This is a genomic window from Duganella sp. LjRoot269, from assembly GCF_964254095.1.
Lineage (GTDB): Bacteria > Pseudomonadota > Gammaproteobacteria > Burkholderiales > Burkholderiaceae_D > Rugamonas > Rugamonas hordei.
In genome coordinates, this window is sequence record NZ_CAXUSL020000001.1 from 2,098,134 (window position 1) to 2,114,212 (window position 16,079).

Sequence of the window (16,079 nt, forward strand, 5' to 3'; positions counted from 1 at the left end):
CTCCATGTCTTCCTATTACTTAGATCTTATCGTTCAAGGCGCCCTGTACGCACTGGTGCTGTTCTCCGTCGTTACCTGGGTGTTGATACTGGCCAAGGGCGTGCAGCACTACCGGCTGGGAAAACGGGATAAACAATTTACCAAACAGTTCTGGAGCGCCAGCACGCTGGACGCCGCCAGCGCGTTGGCCAGCGACGCCAGTCCGAAATCGCGGCTGGCCAGCATAGGCTTCGAAGCGCTGCATGTGAGCGAATCGGGCGACGCCAGCAGTGACCTGGAACACAGCTGGGACAGGCAGGAGCTGCTGGAGCGCCATCTGCGCCAGCAAATCCAGAAGGAATACCAGTCGCTGGAAAGCGGGCTGGCGGTGCTGGCGTCGATCGGCAGCACCGCGCCCTTCGTCGGCTTGTTCGGCACCGTATTCGGCATCATTCATGCGCTGGGCGCCATCGGCAAGAGCGGTTCGGCCAGCATCGACGTAGTGGCCGGTCCGATCGGCGAGGCGCTGATCGCCACCGGCGTCGGCATCGCGGTGGCGGTGCCCGCGGTCCTGGCGTTCAACTTCTACGTGCGCCGGCTGAAAGTGACGGCCGCCGAGCTGGATAACTACGCCACCGACTTCGTCAACCTGGCGCAGAAGAACGGCTTCCGCGTGACGCGTCCCGCATCGCGCACCGCGCCGCAAGCCGTGCGGCCGGTCCAGCAGGGAGCATACGCATAATGGCCTTCTCGACTGGTAGAGACAGCAGCGACGTGGTCAGCGAGATCAACATCACGCCGCTGGTGGATGTGATGCTGGTGCTGCTGGTGACCTTCATCCTCACCGCGCCGCTGCTAAACAACGCGGTGCGCATCAACCTGCCGAAGACTTCCACCACCACTCCGGCGAATCCGTCGAAGACGGTGACGGTGAGTATTGACGGCAGCAACAAGATCTTCATCGACAAGCGGGAAGTGGAGCCGGCCGCGCTGGAACCGGAGCTGAAGGACCTGGTGACCAAGGATCCCGAGTTGGCGCTGAGCCTGCAGGCCGACCAGGGCGTGCCGTATCGCGCCGTGGCCAAGGTGATCGCCAATATCCAGCGCTCCGGAGTGACCAAGCTGTCGGTATTGACGGAGCCGGGCGGTTGAAGGCGAAGCGTACAAGTGTGGCGGTGGCCGCGCTGGCCTGCGTGGCGGCGGGCGGCTATTTCGCGCTCGGCCGTCCGCAGCCTGCGCAGGCGGTCGCCGCTCCATCGGCCAAGGCAGCCGGCGGCGTTCCGAGCGTGCGGCTGGCGCCGGCGCTGCGGCGCGACGTGCCGGTCGAGCTGGAAGCCAACGGCACCGTGGTGCCTTTGAATACGGTGGAAATCCGTCCCCACGTCAGCCGCCTGCTGACGCGGGTGCATGTGAAGGAAGGCCAGTTTGTCGCGGCCGATGCCTTGCTGTTCTCGCTGGACGACCGCAGCGAACGCGCGGCGCTGGACCGCGCGCAGGCGCAACTGCTGCGCGATCAGGCCACGCTGGCCGACCTGGAGCGCCAGTTCAAGCGCAGCCAGGATCTGTCGGCGCAAAACTTCATCTCCGTCAGTGCTGCGGACAGCCTGCAAACCCAGGTTGAGAGCCAGCGCGCGCTGCTGCAGGCCGATCAGGCGGCGCTGCGTTCCGCGCAGGTCGATCTGAGTTACACGACGATACGCGCGCCGTCGGCGGGGCGCGTCGGCGCGGTCAATGTCTTTGCGGGCAGCCTGGTGCAGGCCAACACGCCGCTGGCCAGCGTGACGCAGATTCATCCTATCGCCGTCAGCTTCACGATACCCGAGAGTGGACTGGCCGCGCTGCTGGCCGGGCAGAAGGCAGGCGCGGTCGCGGTCAGCGCAAGCCTGGGCGATGGCACATCCGCGCGCACGCTGCAAGGCAAGCTCAGTTTCATCGACAGTTCCGTCGATGCGGTGGCGGGCACCATACGCGTCAAGGCGCAATTCGACAATACCGATACGCGGCTGTGGCCGGGCCAGTACGTGCATGCGCGCGTCACGCTGGCGACTATTCGCGACGCCGTCGTGGTGCCGCTGGCGGCCATCCTGACCCATCCCGAGGGCGCGGTGGTGTACGCGGTCGGCGCCGATCAGCTGGCGCAGCCGCGCAAGGTGCGGGTGCTGCACGCCTTCGGCAACCAGGCCGCCGTCTCGGGATTGACCGGCGGCGAGCAGATCATCATTGAAGGCAAGCAGAATCTGAAGCCCGGCGCCAAGGTCAAGGCGGGCAAAGACGCCAGCAAGGACGCGCTGGTGGCCGACGCCGGCGGGAGCGCGCGATGAACATTTCCGAGTTGTGCATCCGCCGGCCCGCGCTGGTGTTCGTGTTGTCGCTGTCGCTGATCGTGGCCGGCGTCATGGCGTGCTTCCGCATTCCGGTCGCCGCGCTGCCCAGCTATAACACGCCGGTCATCAACGTCAACGCCGACCTGCCTGGCGCCAGTCCCGAGACGATGGCGTCGTCGGTGGCGCTGCCGCTGGAGAAGCAGTTCGCCACCATCGGCGGCTTGAACCTGATCACCTCCAGCAGCTCGTCCGGCACCACCGCGCTGACGCTGGAGTTCGATCCCAGCATCGACATCAACGTCGCGGCGCTGGACGTGCAGGCCGCGTTGCTGCGCGCGCAGCGCTCGCTGCCGCCGGAAGTGACGGAGCTGCCGTCCTACCGCAAGACCAATCCCGCCGACGGCCCGACCTTGTTCATCGTGCTTAACTCGCCGTCGCTGGGCCTGACCGAATTGAACGACTTTGCCGAGAACCTCATCGCGCCCAGCCTGGCCACGCTGGACGGCGTGGCGCAGGTGAACGTCAACGGCCAGAAGCGTTTCGCGATGCGCGTGCGCGCCGACCTGGAAAAACTCAACGCCCGCAACATCACGCTCGACGAGCTGGCCAACGCCGTCAAGGCGGCCAATTCCAATTCCCCGCTGGGCATCATCGAAGGCCCGGACCAGACGCTGACCATCCAGGCCGACGCGCGCCTGATGAAGGCCGCGCAGTTCGGCGAACTGATTATCGCCAACCGCAACGGCTTGCCGATACGGCTCAAGGAGGTGGCCTCGCTGGAGGACAGCTTTCAATCGGTCCGCACCAGCGCCAACTACAACGGCGCAGGCTCCGTGGTGCTGCAGATCCAGCGGCAGCCCAATGCCAATACGGTGAAGGTGGTGGACGCGGTGCGCAAGCTGATGCCGCTGCTGCAGGCGCAGCTGCCGGCGTCGATCAGCGTGACGCTCAGCGGCGACAGCTCGCTGTCGATCCGCGACGCCATCCACGACGTCAACCTGACGCTGGCGCTGACCGTGGTGCTGGTGGTGCTGGTGATCTTCCTGTTCCTGCGCCGCGCGTCGGCGACGCTGATCCCCGCGGTCACGCTGCCGATTTCGCTGCTGGGCTCCATGGTGCTGTTCTACTGGGCCGGCTATAGCCTGGACAACGTCTCGCTGCTCGGCATCACGCTGGCGGTGGGGCTGGTGGTGGACGATGCCATCGTGGTGCTGGAAAATATCGTGCGCCACATCGAGGGCGGCGAGCCGCCGCTGAAGGCCGCGCTGAACGGCTCGAAGGAGATGGGCTTCACCATCATCTCGATTTCGGTGTCGCTGGTGGCGGTGTTCATCCCGATCTTCTTCATGCCGGGCGTGATCGGCCTGCTGTTCCACGAATTCGCGGTGGTGGTGTCGCTGGCGGTGCTGGTCTCGGCGCTGGTGTCGCTGACGCTGGTGCCGATGCTGGCCAGCCGCCTGCTCACCCACGAGAACGCGGCGCACGCCGAAAGCAATATCTTCGAAGCCGCCTTCGCACGGCTGACCGGTGCCTACGAGCGCACGCTGGACTGGGGCCTGCGGCACCGTAACGCGGTGCTGCTGGCGGCGCTGGCCAGCTTCGTGCTGACGGCGGTGCTGTACCAGTCCGTTCCCAAAGGCTTCTTCCCGGAGGAGGACCTGGGCCGCATCCGCGTCATCACCGAGGCTTCGGAGGACGTGTCGATGCCGGCGCTGATGGCGCTGCAGGCCAGGGTGGCGAAGGCGCTGCAGGCCGACCCCAACGTGCAGGGCGTGCTGTCCTTTACCGGCGCAGGCGGTCCCGGCGGCGGCAACAGCACCTCCAGCGGAAGGCTGATCCTGACGCTGAAGGCGAAGGGCGAACGGGCCGGCATGAAGGAAACGCTGGACTCGCTGCGCAAGGCGGCGCGCACGGTGCCCGGCATCGCGGTCTATTTCAGTCCGATGCAGAACCTGCAGCTGGGCGGACGCACCAGCAAGAGCCGCTACCAGTACACGCTGCAGAGCGTGACGCCGGACGCGCTGGAGGGCTGGGCCGACAAGGTCATGCAAGGCATGCGCGCCGATCCGCTGTTCCGCGACGTCACCAGCGACACCCAGAACAAGGGCCTGCAGGCGACACTGGACGTCGACCGCGACAAGGCCAGCGGCCTGGGCGTACAGATGGCGGACCTGCGCAGCGCGCTGTACCTGGCCTTCGGCGACCGCCAGATCTCCACCATCTACGCGCCGAGCGCCAGTTACCAGGTCATCATGGAAGCGGCCGACCGCCAGTTCGACGCCGCGCTCGACAAGGTCAGCGTGCGCGGCAGCGGCGGCGCGCTGGTGCAGTTGTCCAGCTTTGCGCGCGTGGTGCGCACGGTCGGGCCGACGGCCGTCAACCACCAGGGGCAGCTGCAGGCGATCACGCTGTCGTTCAACCTGGCGCCCGGCGCCGCGCTGGGCGACGCCACCGACCGCATCGCGGCGATCGGCAGGGAAGTGCAGCTGCCGGCCTCCATCATCACCAAGTACGGCGGCGAGGCGGCGGTGTTCCAGGACACCCAATCGAGCCAGCTGGTGCTGATCGCCATCGCGGTGCTGGTGATCTACGTGCTGCTGGTGGTGCTGTACGAGAGCTATATCCATCCGCTGACCATCCTGGCGGGCCTGCCGTCGGCGGCGGTGGGCGCGCTGATCACGCTGCGCCTGTTCGACATGGACCTGACGCTGATCGCCATCATCGGCATCCTGATGCTGATCGGGATCGTCAAGAAGAACGCCATCATGATGATCGACTTCGCGCTGGACGCCCAGCGCAATCAGGGGCTGCCGGCGCCGGAGGCGATCCGCGCGGCCTGTATCCAGCGCTTCCGGCCGATCATGATGACCACGCTGGCGGCGCTGATGGGCGCCTTGCCGCTGGCCTTCGGCTGGGGCGCCGGCGCCGAACTGCGCCAGCCGCTGGGCCTTGCCGTGGTTGGCGGCCTGCTGTTTTCGCAGGTGATCACGCTGTACATCACGCCGGTGATCTACCTGGTGCTGGACCGCTACAGCGGCACCGGCCCATTGACCGACCAGCAGATGGCGGCGCGTATTGCCAGCATTACCCTGGTGCCGCCGGTGGCGGCATCGCATAAAAATCAACTTGTCCAAAAGGAGAACTACTGATGTTTGTAAAAAAACTGATTCATTCCGCGCTGCTGCTTGGCGCGGTGGCGGCGACCGCGCATGCGGCCGATATCTCGCTGCTGAACGTGTCCTACGATCCGACCCGCGAGCTGTACCAGGACGTCAACGCGTCCTTCTCCAGGCAGTGGAAGGCCAAGACCGGCGACAGCGTCACCATCAAGCAGTCGCATGGCGGCTCCGGCAAGCAGGCGCGCACGGTGATCGACGGCCTCGATGCGGACGTCGTCACGCTGGGCCTGGCCTACGACATCGACGAGGTGGCGGAGCACGGCCTGCTCGACAAGAACTGGCAGAAACGCCTGGCGCACAACAGCACGCCGTATTCGTCGACCATCGTGTTCCTGGTCCGCAAAGGCAACCCGAAAGGCATCAAGGACTGGAACGACCTGGTCAAGCCGGGCATCTCGGTCATCACGCCGAATCCGAAGACCTCCGGCGGCGCGCGCTGGAACTACATCGCGGCCTGGGGCTATGCGCTGAAGCAGCCGGGCGGCAGCGAGGCCACCGCCAAGGACTACATCTCCAAGCTGTTTAAAAACGTGCCGGTGCTCGATTCCGGCGCGCGCGGCTCGACGGTGACCTTTGTCGAGCGGGGCATCGGCGATGTGCTGATCGCATGGGAAAACGAAGCCTTCCTGGCGGTCAAGGAGCTTGGCCCGGACAAGGTGGACATCGTGGTGCCGTCGATCAGCGTGCTGGCCGAACCGCCGGTGGCGGTGGTCGACAAGGTGGCGGACAAGCATGGCACCCGCAAGGTGGCGCAGGCCTACCTGGATTACCTGTACACCGATGCGGGGCAGGAGATCATCGCGAAGAACTACTATCGTCCGACGGTGGAGAAGGCCGCGAAGAAGTACGCCAACCAGTTCCCGAAAGTGAAGCTGTTCACCATCGACGAAGTGGCTGGCGGCTGGACCAAGGCGCAGAAGGCGCACTTCTCGGACGGCGGCCTGTTCGACCAGCTGTACCAGCCGGCCAAGCTTTAAACCCGGGTATCAGCCCTTGGCCGGCTTGTCCGGCACGCGGGTGACGAGCACCTCGCCGTCGACGATGGTGCAGTCGATGATGTGAGTGCGCGACACGCCCGCGTGGGCCGAGAACAGATCTTCGTACTTGCCCGGATTGTCCAGCCGCAGGTCGATGCGGAAGTGCTCCAGGTGGTTGGCCGCCTGCACCTCGCGCAGACGCTGCCTGCGCACTTCCGCTTCCTTGTCGCTGCGGCCGTGCATCTGCGGACCTTCGAAGTAGCGTATCAGCGCGCATTCGATGACGTCGATGCGGTCCTTCAGCAGGATGTCCGCCGCTATCGGGTTCTGGTTCTCCGGCAGCTCGCCCGGATCGCCGTCGTCGGAAATCACCTCGATGTTCATGCGCTGTATCAGCAGCAGCATGTCGTTGAACTCTTCATTGTCGCGGTGGATCTTCTGCACCGGCGCCAGGCGCGCGCGCGCCAGCCGGCCCATCGGATCCTTGGTCTGGCCGACGTACTGCACCTTGCTCTGGAAGGTCAGCGTGTTCTCATAGTTCTGCAGGATGTCGTGGATCGACAGCGCCTCGATCAAGCCGCCCCAGTTCAGCGTGATGAAGCGGTCGGTGACGATGACACTGGGCTTTTTCAGCGTGGCGGCAAACGGCACTTCGAGTTCGATGGTGAGGCTGTCGCGTTTTTCCTCGGCGCCGAGCAGGATGGGGATCGTCAGCTTGAGCGAGAAGAAGCCCCAGCTGGTGCTGCGCGTGGTGTCGAAGCGCACCCGCGGACGGTTGACGACGAAATAAATCAGCCGCTTTTCGGTGGTCGCCTCAAGGTCGAACTGCATGCGGCGCAGGTGGCGGCCGACCGGATCGCGGATGTCGGGAATCTCGGGGAAGCCGGCCACCAGGTCGTACCAGTGGAACTTGGCGTCGGCCACGGTGACGGTCCAGGTTTGCGGCGCCGCGGTGCGCCGCGGCGCCAGCGGCAGCAGGTCGTCGTGGTCCACCGGCGGCGCCAGCAGGTCGTGGAAGGGTTCCTGCACTTCGGCGAACAGCGCCCCCACGCCCAGCTCATCCGGCGAAGGGTCGGGATAGTCGTCAGCGATCGAGTCGGGCAAATCGCTCGTCATGGGGCGGGCTCCAGAGTGTCTCGTATGTATTCCCCCAGTATAGTACGTCCACGTGAATATTTCCACATGGCAATCTGGGGAATCTGGTAATTCTACACACAATGTAACACTGGCAAGGCCGGCGCGCATCCGCGCCGGCCTCCGGAGCTTTAATTTTTTGCGCCCTTGGCGGGCACCGGCAACGGCAGCGGCGCGACCATGGCGGCGCCGTCGGCGATGTAGCAACTCAGCAGGTGGCGCTTGGCGGCGGCCATGTGCTCGGAGCCCAGGTAGCGGTAGTGGCTGGCCTGGTCGAGCTGCAGGTCGATGGTCAGCTGCGCCAGGCTGCTGTTGGCCTGGGCGTCCTGCAGCCGGGCGGCGCGCAGCGTGCGCTCTTCCTGGCTGCGCACGCGGCTGGCGGCGCTGCCTTCGAAGTAGCGGATCAGCGCCGCCTCGATGACGTCCATGCGCTCGCCCTGCAGCGCGTCGGCCGCGACCGGATGCGCGTTGTGCGGGGCGTCGGCCGGATCGCCGTCGGCGCAGGTCACCTGCACATCCAGCTGCTGCACCAGCAGCAGCATGTCGAGCTCGCCGGCCGCTTGCGCGTGCAGCTTCTGCAGCGCCGGCAGGCGGCCCTTGGACAGGCGGGCCTCGGCGTCGCGGGTCTGGCCGACGTAGACCACCTTGCTCGGCACCTTCAGCGTGTGGGCGTAGGTTTGCAGGATGTCGTGGATCGAAAACGCTTCGACCAGGCCGCCCCAGTTCAGCGTGATGAAGTTCGGCGTCAGCGTCACGGCCGGCTTCTTCAGGGTGGCGGCGAACGGCACCTTGAGTTCGATGGAAATGGTTTCCTTGGTTTCGGCCAGGCCCATCAGCAGCGGCAGCGTCAGCTTCAGCGAGAAGAAACCCCACTGGATCGCGCCGCCGACGTCGAAGCGCACGCGCGGACGGGTGACGGCGAAGAACAGGTGGCGTTTTTCCGCCAGCGCTTCGAGCTCGAACTGCATGCGGCGCTGGTAGCGGCCGATCGGATCGCGGATGTCAGGGGTTTCGGGGAAGCCGGCCACCAGGTCGTACCAGTGGTATTTGGCGTCGGCCACGCTGGCCATCCAGCTTTGCGGGGCGCCTGGCTCGTCCAGGTTGGCGGCTAAGACAGCGAACTGCTCGGAGTAAGGCTGCGAGGTCGTGGCAGCCATCTCAGGAAAATTCATGATGCTCCTGATTGGAAAGTTGAGATAGTTGGTGACTGTCTCCCTTTCCGTTCAGCGAGTTTGTGGCCTTGAGGAAATAAGTAATACTACGCAGTCAGGCGCCGATTATACGTAGTTAAGTTTCCTGAACAACCGTTTAGTGCCTGGATTCAAATGACACCGTTACCATTGATACGTCTATACAACGGTTAGCGGTATCAAATGCTAAGTCGCCAAGTTTACGCGGCCAGTTCGGTATTGCCCGTCAACGAGTGTTGCATCAGTACCAACAATTCCAAAGGACTATCAAACAGATAGTCGGCCTGCCAGCCCTGCGGCTCGACCGGTCCGCAATAGCCCCAGCCGCAGGCGATGGTCTTCATCGCGGCGGCCTTGCCGGCCTGGATGTCGCGCAGGTCGTCGCCGACGTACCAGCATTGCTCCGGCGCCAGGCCGAGGCGGCCGGCCGCTTCCAGCAGCGGCGCCGGGTGCGGCTTGGCGTGCGCCGTGGTGTCGCCGGACACCACGCAGGCCGCGTGTGCCAGGCCGATCAGCGGCAGCAGCGGATCGGTGAAGCGCGACGGCTTGTTGGTGACGATGCCCCATTGCAGCCCGGCCTGCTCGATGCCGGCCAGCAGCTCGACGATGCCGGGGAACAGCGTGCTGTGCACCGCCATCGCCGCCTGGTAGTTGTGGAAGAAGCCGTCGCGCAGCTCGACGAAGCCTTCGTCCTCCGGCTTCAGCCCGAAGGCGGCGCCTATCATGCCGCGCGCGCCGGCCGAGGCGGTCGGGCGCAGCAGTTCATAGGCGGTGGGCGCCAGGCCGCGCTCGGCGCGCAGCAGGTTGACGGCGGCGGCCAGGTCGGGCGCGGTATCGGCCAGCGTGCCGTCGAGGTCGAACAGGATGGCGCGCGGAGGAGTAGGTAGGGTCATGGATGAGTTCTTACAGCGGACGGGTGGTGGCGACCAGGTAATTGACGCTGGTGTCGTCGTTCAGGGAATAGATCTTGGTCAACGGATTGTAGCCCATGCCCTTGAAGCCTTGCAGTTCAAGGCCGGCGCTGCGGATGAATTGCGACAGTTCGGACGGCGTGATGAACTTGTCGTAGTCGTGGGTGCCCTTGGGCAGCATGCGCAGCAGGTATTCGGCGCCGAGGATGGCGAACAGGTAGGCCTTGGGGTTGCGGTTCAGCGTGGAGAAGAACACATGGCCGCCTGGCTTGACCAGCGTGGCGGCCGCGCGCACGATGGCGGCCGGGTCCGGCACGTGCTCGAGCATTTCCATGCAGGTCACCACATCGTAGCGGCCCGCTTCCTGCGCCGCCATCTCTTCGGCGGCGATGAGCTTGTAGCGCACCTGCACACCCGATTCCAGCGAATGCAGGTCGGCCACCTTCAGCGCCTTCTCGGACAGGTCGATGCCGGTCACCGTGGCGCCCTTGCGCGCCATCGATTCGCTGAGGATGCCGCCGCCGCAACCGATGTCGATGACGTTCTTGCCGGCCAGCGGTGCGCGCGCGTTGATCCATTCCAGGCGCAGCGGATTGATTTCGTGCAGCGGGCGGAACTCGGAGGTCGGGTCCCACCAGCGGTGCGCGAGGTCGGAGAATTTTTGCAGTTCTAATGGATCGGCGTTCATGGGCTCTGGTAAGGACTAAATAAATGCTACGGGACTCATCCCGCTATTCTAAAGCAGCGGGCGTAAAAAAACCCCGCCGGGGCGGGGTTTCTGTCCTACGGGACGAGCAATTACTTGCTGGTGCCCACGACTTCGATTTCTACGCGACGGTTCTTGGCGCGGCCTTCTGCAGTCTTGTTGTCTGCAACCGGCTGTTTCTCGCCCTTGCCTTCGGTGTACACGCGGTTGGCTTCAACGCCTTTGGAGATGATGTAGGCCTTGACAGCTTCAGCGCGGCGTACCGACAGCTTCTGGTTGTATTCATCGGTACCAACGGAGTCGGTGTGGCCGACGGCGATGATCACTTCCAGGTTGATCGAACCCAGTTTCGAGGTCACGTCGTCCAGCTTCGCTTTGCCTTCTGGTTTCAGAACGGCTTTGTCGAAGTCGAAGAACGCATCCGCTGCGAAGCTGACTTTTTGTGCGGTAGGCACTGGGACTGGCGCAGGTGCTGGAGCCGGTGCCGGAGCAGGGGCTGGCGCGGCTGGCGGTGGTGGCGGCGGTGCTACGCACTTGCCGTTTTCCAGCTTTTCTGGCTCGACGCAGATTGGCAGGTCGCAACCTGGAACGGCATCAGCCGGGGTCCAGTAGCCGGTACGCCAGCACAGGCCGAACGGATCACGGGCGATGACGCCGCGTGCATCCTGCACGTATGCGCTCTTAGGGGTTGCTGCCTTGATGTCCTGGGTCACAGGAGCATACGGAGGAGCGGTAGGCGCGGTTTGTGCAATAGCCGAGGTAGCGAAGGCAGCCGACACGGCCAGCATCGAAATCAGTTTTTTCATATTTTTCTTCCTTTCGGGGGTGATATCCGCAGAAAAACTGCGCGACGTGTAATACGTGGGGCGAATTCTACCACGCACGGGCGTCGCGCCCGTCTCCCGATTGCGAAACAAGCAATTAACTTCTAATCCATTTTGCCACAAGCGATCTTCGGCCGTAAAAAGGGTGCAACACGCGCCCTTTTCGATTTCGACCAAAATGTTGTTTTGTTGCAACGTGATTATCGATAATAATTGAGTAATGTGTCATGAATATTACAAGGGGTTACAAGCTTGTGAATCGTGCGCGGGCTCGAGGATGCCGGGGCAGGCGCGGGATTTGCGCTGATCGTCCTGCCCGCATGCTAAAATCGCACGCTTGCCTGTCCAATTTGGGAGGGCAGGGTAGAAGTGCAGTACGTGCGGCCTACATTGCATAAAAGATAAACCACAGTCAAAGATCAGTCGACCCGCCAATGGATCAATTCGCAAAAGAAACAATCCCTATTTCCCTCGAAGAAGAGATGCGCAAGAGCTACCTCGATTACGCCATGAGCGTGATCGTAGGCCGCGCCTTGCCGGACGTGCGAGACGGCCTCAAGCCGGTGCACCGCCGGGTCCTCTTCGCGATGCACGAAATGAACAACGTGTGGAACCGCCCTTACGTCAAATGCGCCCGTGTGGTGGGCGAGACGATGGGTAAGTACCACCCGCACGGCGATGCGTCGATTTACGACACGCTGGTCCGTATGGCGCAGGACTTCTCGCTGCGCTACATGCTGGTCGACGGCCAGGGCAACTTCGGCTCCGTCGACGGCGACGGCGCGGCGGCGATGCGATACACCGAGTGTCGCCTGGACAAGATTTCCGCTGAACTGCTGGCCGACATCGACAAGGAAACCGTCGACTTCCAGCCCAACTACGACGGCAAGGAAAAAGAGCCGACCGTCCTGCCGACCCGCATTCCCAACCTGCTGATCAACGGCTCGTCGGGTATCGCGGTCGGCATGGCGACCAATATTCCGCCGCACAACCTGCATGAAGTGATCGCCGGCGCGCTGCACGTGCTGCGCAACCCGGCCTGCTCGATCGACGAGCTGATCGAACTGATCCCGGCGCCGGACTTCCCGACCGGCGGCACGATCTACGGCGTGTCCGGCGTGCGCGACGGCTACCGCACCGGCCGCGGCCGCGTGGTGATGCGCGCCAAGACCCACTACGAAGAGTACGGCAAGGACGGCGGCCGCACGGCCATCATCGTTGACGAGCTGCCGTACCAGGTCAACAAGAAATCGCTGCTGGAACGCATCGCCGAAAACGTGCGCGACAAGAAGCTCGAAGGCATTTCCGACATCCGCGACGAGTCCGACAAGTCGGGCATGCGCGTGGTCATCGAGCTCAAGCGCGGCGAAGTGCCGGAAGTGGTGCTCAACAACCTGTACAAGCAGACGCAATTGCAGGACACCTTCGGCATGAACATGGTGGCGCTGGTCGACGGCCAGCCGCGCCTGCTGAACCTGAAGGAAATGCTGCAGTGCTTCCTGTCGCACCGCCGCGAAGTGGTCACCCGCCGCACCGTGTTCGAGCTGCGCAAGGCGCGCGAGCGCGGCCACGTGCTCGAGGGCCTGGCCGTGGCGCTGGCCAACATCGACGACTTCATCGCCATCATCAAGGCGGCGCCGACGCCGCCGGTCGCGAAAACCGGCCTGATGGAACGTTCGTGGGATTCGTCGCTGGTGCGCGAGATGCTGGCCCGTACCGGCGAAGGCGGCACCATAGGCGGCATCGACGCCTTCCGTCCGGAGCACCTGCCGAAGCACTACGGCATGCAGACCGACGGCATGTACAAGCTGTCCGACGACCAGGCGCAAGAGATTTTGCAGATGCGCCTGCAACGCCTGACCGGCCTGGAACAGGACAAGATCGTCAACGAGTACAAGGACGTGATGGCCGAAATCGCCGACCTGCTGGACATCCTGTCCAAGCCTGAACGCGTGACCACCATCATCACCGACGAGATGACCCACGTGGTCAACGAATTCGGCGACCCGCAGAAGGATCCGCGCCGCTCGAACATCGAGCACAACGCGACCGACCTGGGCACCGAAGACCTGATCACGCCGCAGGACATGGTGGTGACCCTGTCGCACACCGGCTACATGAAGGCGCAGCCGATCAGCGAGTACCGCGCGCAGAAGCGCGGCGGGCGCGGCAAGCAGGCCATGGCGACCAAAGAGGAAGACTGGATCGACCAGCTGTTCATCGCCAACACGCACGACTACATCCTGTGCTTCTCCAACCGCGGCCGCATGTACTGGCTCAAGGTATGGGAAGTGCCGCAAGGCTCGCGCAACTCGCGCGGCAAGCCTATCGTCAACATGTTCCCGCTGGCGGACAACGAGAAGATCACGGTCATCCTGCCGCTGTCCGGCGCCAACCGCACCTTCCCGGAAGACCACTACGTGTTCATGTCGACCAGCCTGGGCACCGTGAAGAAGACGCCGCTGAAGGACTTCAGCAATCCACGCAAGGCCGGCATCATCGCGGTCGACCTGGACGAGGGCGACTTCCTGATCGGCGCCGCGCTGACCGACGGCGAGCACGACGTGATGCTGTTCTCCGACGCCGGCAAGGCGGTGCGCTTCGACGAGAACGACGTGCGTCCGATGGGCCGCAACGCCCGCGGCGTGCGCGGCATGAACCTGGACGAGGGCCAGCGCGTGATCGCGCTGCTGGTGGCGGAAAACGAGCAGCAGTCGGTGCTGACGGCGACCGAGAACGGCTTCGGCAAGCGTACGCCGATCACCGAGTACACCCGCCACGGCCGCGGCACCAAGGGCATGATCGCGATCCAGACCTCCGAGCGTAACGGCAAGGTGGTGGCGGCGACGCTGGTCGATTCGACCGACGAGATCATGCTGATCACCACCGGCGGTGTGCTGATCCGCACCCGCGTGTCCGAGATCCGCGAAATGGGCCGCGCCACGCAAGGCGTGACCCTGATCGCGGTCGAAGACGGCACCAAGCTGTCCGGCCTGCAGCGCGTGGTTGAAACCGACATCGACGAAGTCGAGCTGGAACCGGGCCCCGATGCCAAGCCAGACGAAGCTCAACCCGAGTAAGTCATAGCAAACACGCCCCCGGACTGCGGTCCGGGGTCAGCGGGGTCAGGTTTATTTCGCGGATAAATGCGACAATAAGACTGGCCCCGTTTTTTTGTTTTTAATTTTTTTAGGCGAACATATGAAGAAGATAGCAGCCATTGTCAGCATCGCGATCACCGCGTTCGCCCTCGTCGGCGCCGCCCCGGCGTACGCCCAGGCCGACGCCGCCTCCACCGCCGCCGCGCGCGAGCTGTTCGATGCGATGAACTATCGCACCATGATGACCGGCGTGATGCAGCAGATGTCGCAGAGCATCGGCCAGTCCATGCGCGCCGGCGCCGAAGCTGGCATCAAGAACAACCCGAATACCACGCCGGAGCAAAAGAAAGAGGCGCTGGCCAAGATGGAAGCGGAATTGCCGGCCGCCGTCGCCGTGCTGCAAGGCGCGATGAACGACCCGGCCATGATCGACGACATCCTCACCGAAACCGTGCCGCTGTACGCGCGCACTTACAGCGCGGACGAGCTGAAGCAGATCACCGCCTTCTACCGCACGCCGATCGGCGCCAAGATGCTGTCGACCATGCCCAAGCTGATGGCCGAAGCCATGCAGATCGGCCAGCAGGTCGCCGCGCGCCGCATCACCCCGCTGATGCAGAAGCTGCAGGAAAAACAATCCACCAAATAAGGACTGCAACGTGACTCACATCTATAACTTCTCCGCCGGCCCCGCCGTATTGCCGAAGGAAGTACTGGCGCAAGCCGCTGCCGAAATGCTGGACTGGCATGGCAGCGGCATGTCCGTCATGGAGATGAGCCACCGCGGACCGGAGTTTATGTCGATCTACAAGGCGGCCGAGCGCGACCTGCGCGAGCTGCTGGCAGTACCGGACAACTACAAGATCTTGTTCATGCAGGGCGGCGGTTTGTCGCAGAACGCCCTGATCCCGCTGAACCTCGTCGGCCACAAGCCGCAGCCAGCGACCATCGATTTCATTCATACCGGCTCGTGGTCGGGCAAGTCCATCAAGGAAGCCGCCAAGTACGCCAACGTCAATATCGCCGCGTCGTCGATGACGTCGGTGCCGCCGCAATCGGAGTGGAAGCTCACGCCGGGCGCCGCCTACCTGCACATGTGCACCAACGAGACCATCGACGGCGTCGAGTACGACTTCGACGCCGGCGTGCCGGCGCCGCAGGACGGCGTGCTGCTGGTGGCCGACATGTCCTCGCACATCCTGTCGCGCCCCGTCGACGTGTCGAAGTACGGGCTGATTTTCGCCGGCGCGCAGAAGAACATCGGCCCTGCCGGCGTGACCATCGTCATCGTCCGCGACGACCTGCTGGGCAAGGCGCTGCCGGTGTGCCCGTCGGCGTTCGACTTCAAGCTGGTGGCCGACAACGAATCGATGTACAACACGCCGCCCACCTACGGCATCTACATCGCCGGCCTGGTGTTCCAGTGGCTGAAAAAGCAGGGCGGCGTGGCCGAGATGGAAAAGCGCGCCAAGGCCAAGGCCGAGCTGCTGTACGCGGCGCTGGACGTGGACGACTTTTACCAGAACCGCGTGGCGAAAACCAGCCGCTCGCGCATGAACGTGCCCTTCTACCTGAAGGACGAGAGCCGGAACGAGGCATTCCTGGCCGGCGCCAAGGCGCGCGGGCTGCTGCAACTGAAGGGCCACAAGTCCGTCGGCGGCATGCGCGCATCGATCTACAACGCGATGCCTATCGAGGGCGTGCAAGCGCTCGTGGACTACTTGAACGAATTCGCCGGCCGCGCCGGTAAATAG

The 16,079-nt window shown here is 64.1% G+C and carries 13 protein-coding genes; 8 read left to right on the forward strand and 5 right to left on the reverse strand.

All coding sequences use genetic code 11. The annotated features are described in order from the left end of the window. The first annotated feature begins 4 nt into the window (after positions 1–4). From ACSQ3S_RS09310 to ACSQ3S_RS09330, 5 genes are read left to right on the forward strand one after another with little or no spacing between them, the layout of a single operon-like run. Positions 5–721 carry a MotA/TolQ/ExbB proton channel family protein gene (locus ACSQ3S_RS09310; RefSeq protein ID WP_413448391.1) on the forward strand — a complete coding sequence of 239 codons (717 nt, stop codon included), beginning with the start codon at positions 5–7 and terminating at the stop codon, positions 719–721. After that, the gene (locus tag ACSQ3S_RS09315) at positions 721–1,131 is read left to right on the forward strand and encodes an ExbD/TolR family protein (RefSeq protein ID WP_176655069.1); all 411 of its coding nucleotides are present in this window, start codon (positions 721–723) and stop codon (positions 1,129–1,131) included. Before ACSQ3S_RS09310 ends, ACSQ3S_RS09315 begins: the two co-directional genes overlap by 1 nt. After that, the gene (locus ACSQ3S_RS09320) at positions 1,128–2,300 is read left to right on the forward strand and encodes an efflux RND transporter periplasmic adaptor subunit (protein ID WP_436142205.1); all 1,173 of its coding nucleotides are present in this window, start codon (positions 1,128–1,130) and stop codon (positions 2,298–2,300) included. Before ACSQ3S_RS09315 ends, ACSQ3S_RS09320 begins: the two co-directional genes overlap by 4 nt. Continuing rightward, on the forward strand, positions 2,297–5,452 hold the full coding sequence (locus ACSQ3S_RS09325; protein ID WP_436142206.1) for an efflux RND transporter permease subunit: 3,156 nt from the start codon (positions 2,297–2,299) through the stop codon (positions 5,450–5,452). Before ACSQ3S_RS09320 ends, ACSQ3S_RS09325 begins: the two co-directional genes overlap by 4 nt. Then, positions 5,452–6,459, forward strand: a complete 1,008-nt coding sequence (locus ACSQ3S_RS09330; RefSeq protein ID WP_176655072.1) for a sulfate ABC transporter substrate-binding protein — start codon at positions 5,452–5,454, stop codon at positions 6,457–6,459. The genes ACSQ3S_RS09325 and ACSQ3S_RS09330 overlap by 1 nt, the downstream gene beginning before the upstream one ends. 9 nt (positions 6,460–6,468) lie before the next feature. On the opposite strand, the gene ACSQ3S_RS09335 is transcribed toward ACSQ3S_RS09330, so the two are convergent. From ACSQ3S_RS09335 to ompA, 5 genes are all read right to left on the reverse strand, one after another. Then, positions 6,469–7,575, reverse strand: a complete 1,107-nt coding sequence (locus ACSQ3S_RS09335; RefSeq protein ID WP_436142207.1) for a hypothetical protein — start codon at positions 7,573–7,575, stop codon at positions 6,469–6,471. A 149-nt stretch (positions 7,576–7,724) separates the two neighbouring features. Beyond that, positions 7,725–8,765 carry a hypothetical protein gene (locus ACSQ3S_RS09340; protein ID WP_436142208.1) on the reverse strand — a complete coding sequence of 347 codons (1,041 nt, stop codon included), beginning with the start codon at positions 8,763–8,765 and terminating at the stop codon, positions 7,725–7,727. Positions 8,766–8,983: 218 nt separating this feature from the next. Continuing rightward, positions 8,984–9,676, reverse strand: coding sequence for an HAD-IA family hydrolase (locus ACSQ3S_RS09345; protein ID WP_436142209.1), 693 nt, complete (start codon positions 9,674–9,676; stop codon positions 8,984–8,986). 10 nt (positions 9,677–9,686) lie between these two features. Next, positions 9,687–10,382 carry a bifunctional 2-polyprenyl-6-hydroxyphenol methylase/3-demethylubiquinol 3-O-methyltransferase UbiG gene (ubiG, locus tag ACSQ3S_RS09350; RefSeq protein ID WP_436142210.1) on the reverse strand — a complete coding sequence of 232 codons (696 nt, stop codon included), beginning with the start codon at positions 10,380–10,382 and terminating at the stop codon, positions 9,687–9,689. A 110-nt stretch (positions 10,383–10,492) separates the two neighbouring features. Next, on the reverse strand, positions 10,493–11,206 hold the full coding sequence (ompA, locus tag ACSQ3S_RS09355; RefSeq protein WP_176655227.1) for an outer membrane protein OmpA: 714 nt from the start codon (positions 11,204–11,206) through the stop codon (positions 10,493–10,495). Between the two features lie 452 nt (positions 11,207–11,658). On the opposite strand from ompA, the gene gyrA reads away from it, so the two are divergent. The 3 genes from gyrA to serC all read left to right on the forward strand — a co-directional run bounded on the left by gyrA (position 11,659) and on the right by serC (position 16,079). Then, positions 11,659–14,304, forward strand: coding sequence for a DNA gyrase subunit A (gene gyrA, locus ACSQ3S_RS09360; RefSeq protein WP_413448384.1), 2,646 nt, complete (start codon positions 11,659–11,661; stop codon positions 14,302–14,304). A 121-nt stretch (positions 14,305–14,425) separates the two neighbouring features. Then, positions 14,426–14,974: a DUF2059 domain-containing protein gene (locus ACSQ3S_RS09365; protein WP_436142211.1), complete on the forward strand. Its 549-nt coding sequence runs from the start codon at positions 14,426–14,428 to the stop codon at positions 14,972–14,974. A gap of 10 nt (positions 14,975–14,984) precedes the next feature. Next, positions 14,985–16,079, forward strand: coding sequence for a 3-phosphoserine/phosphohydroxythreonine transaminase (gene serC / locus ACSQ3S_RS09370; RefSeq protein ID WP_176655079.1), 1,095 nt, complete (start codon positions 14,985–14,987; stop codon positions 16,077–16,079).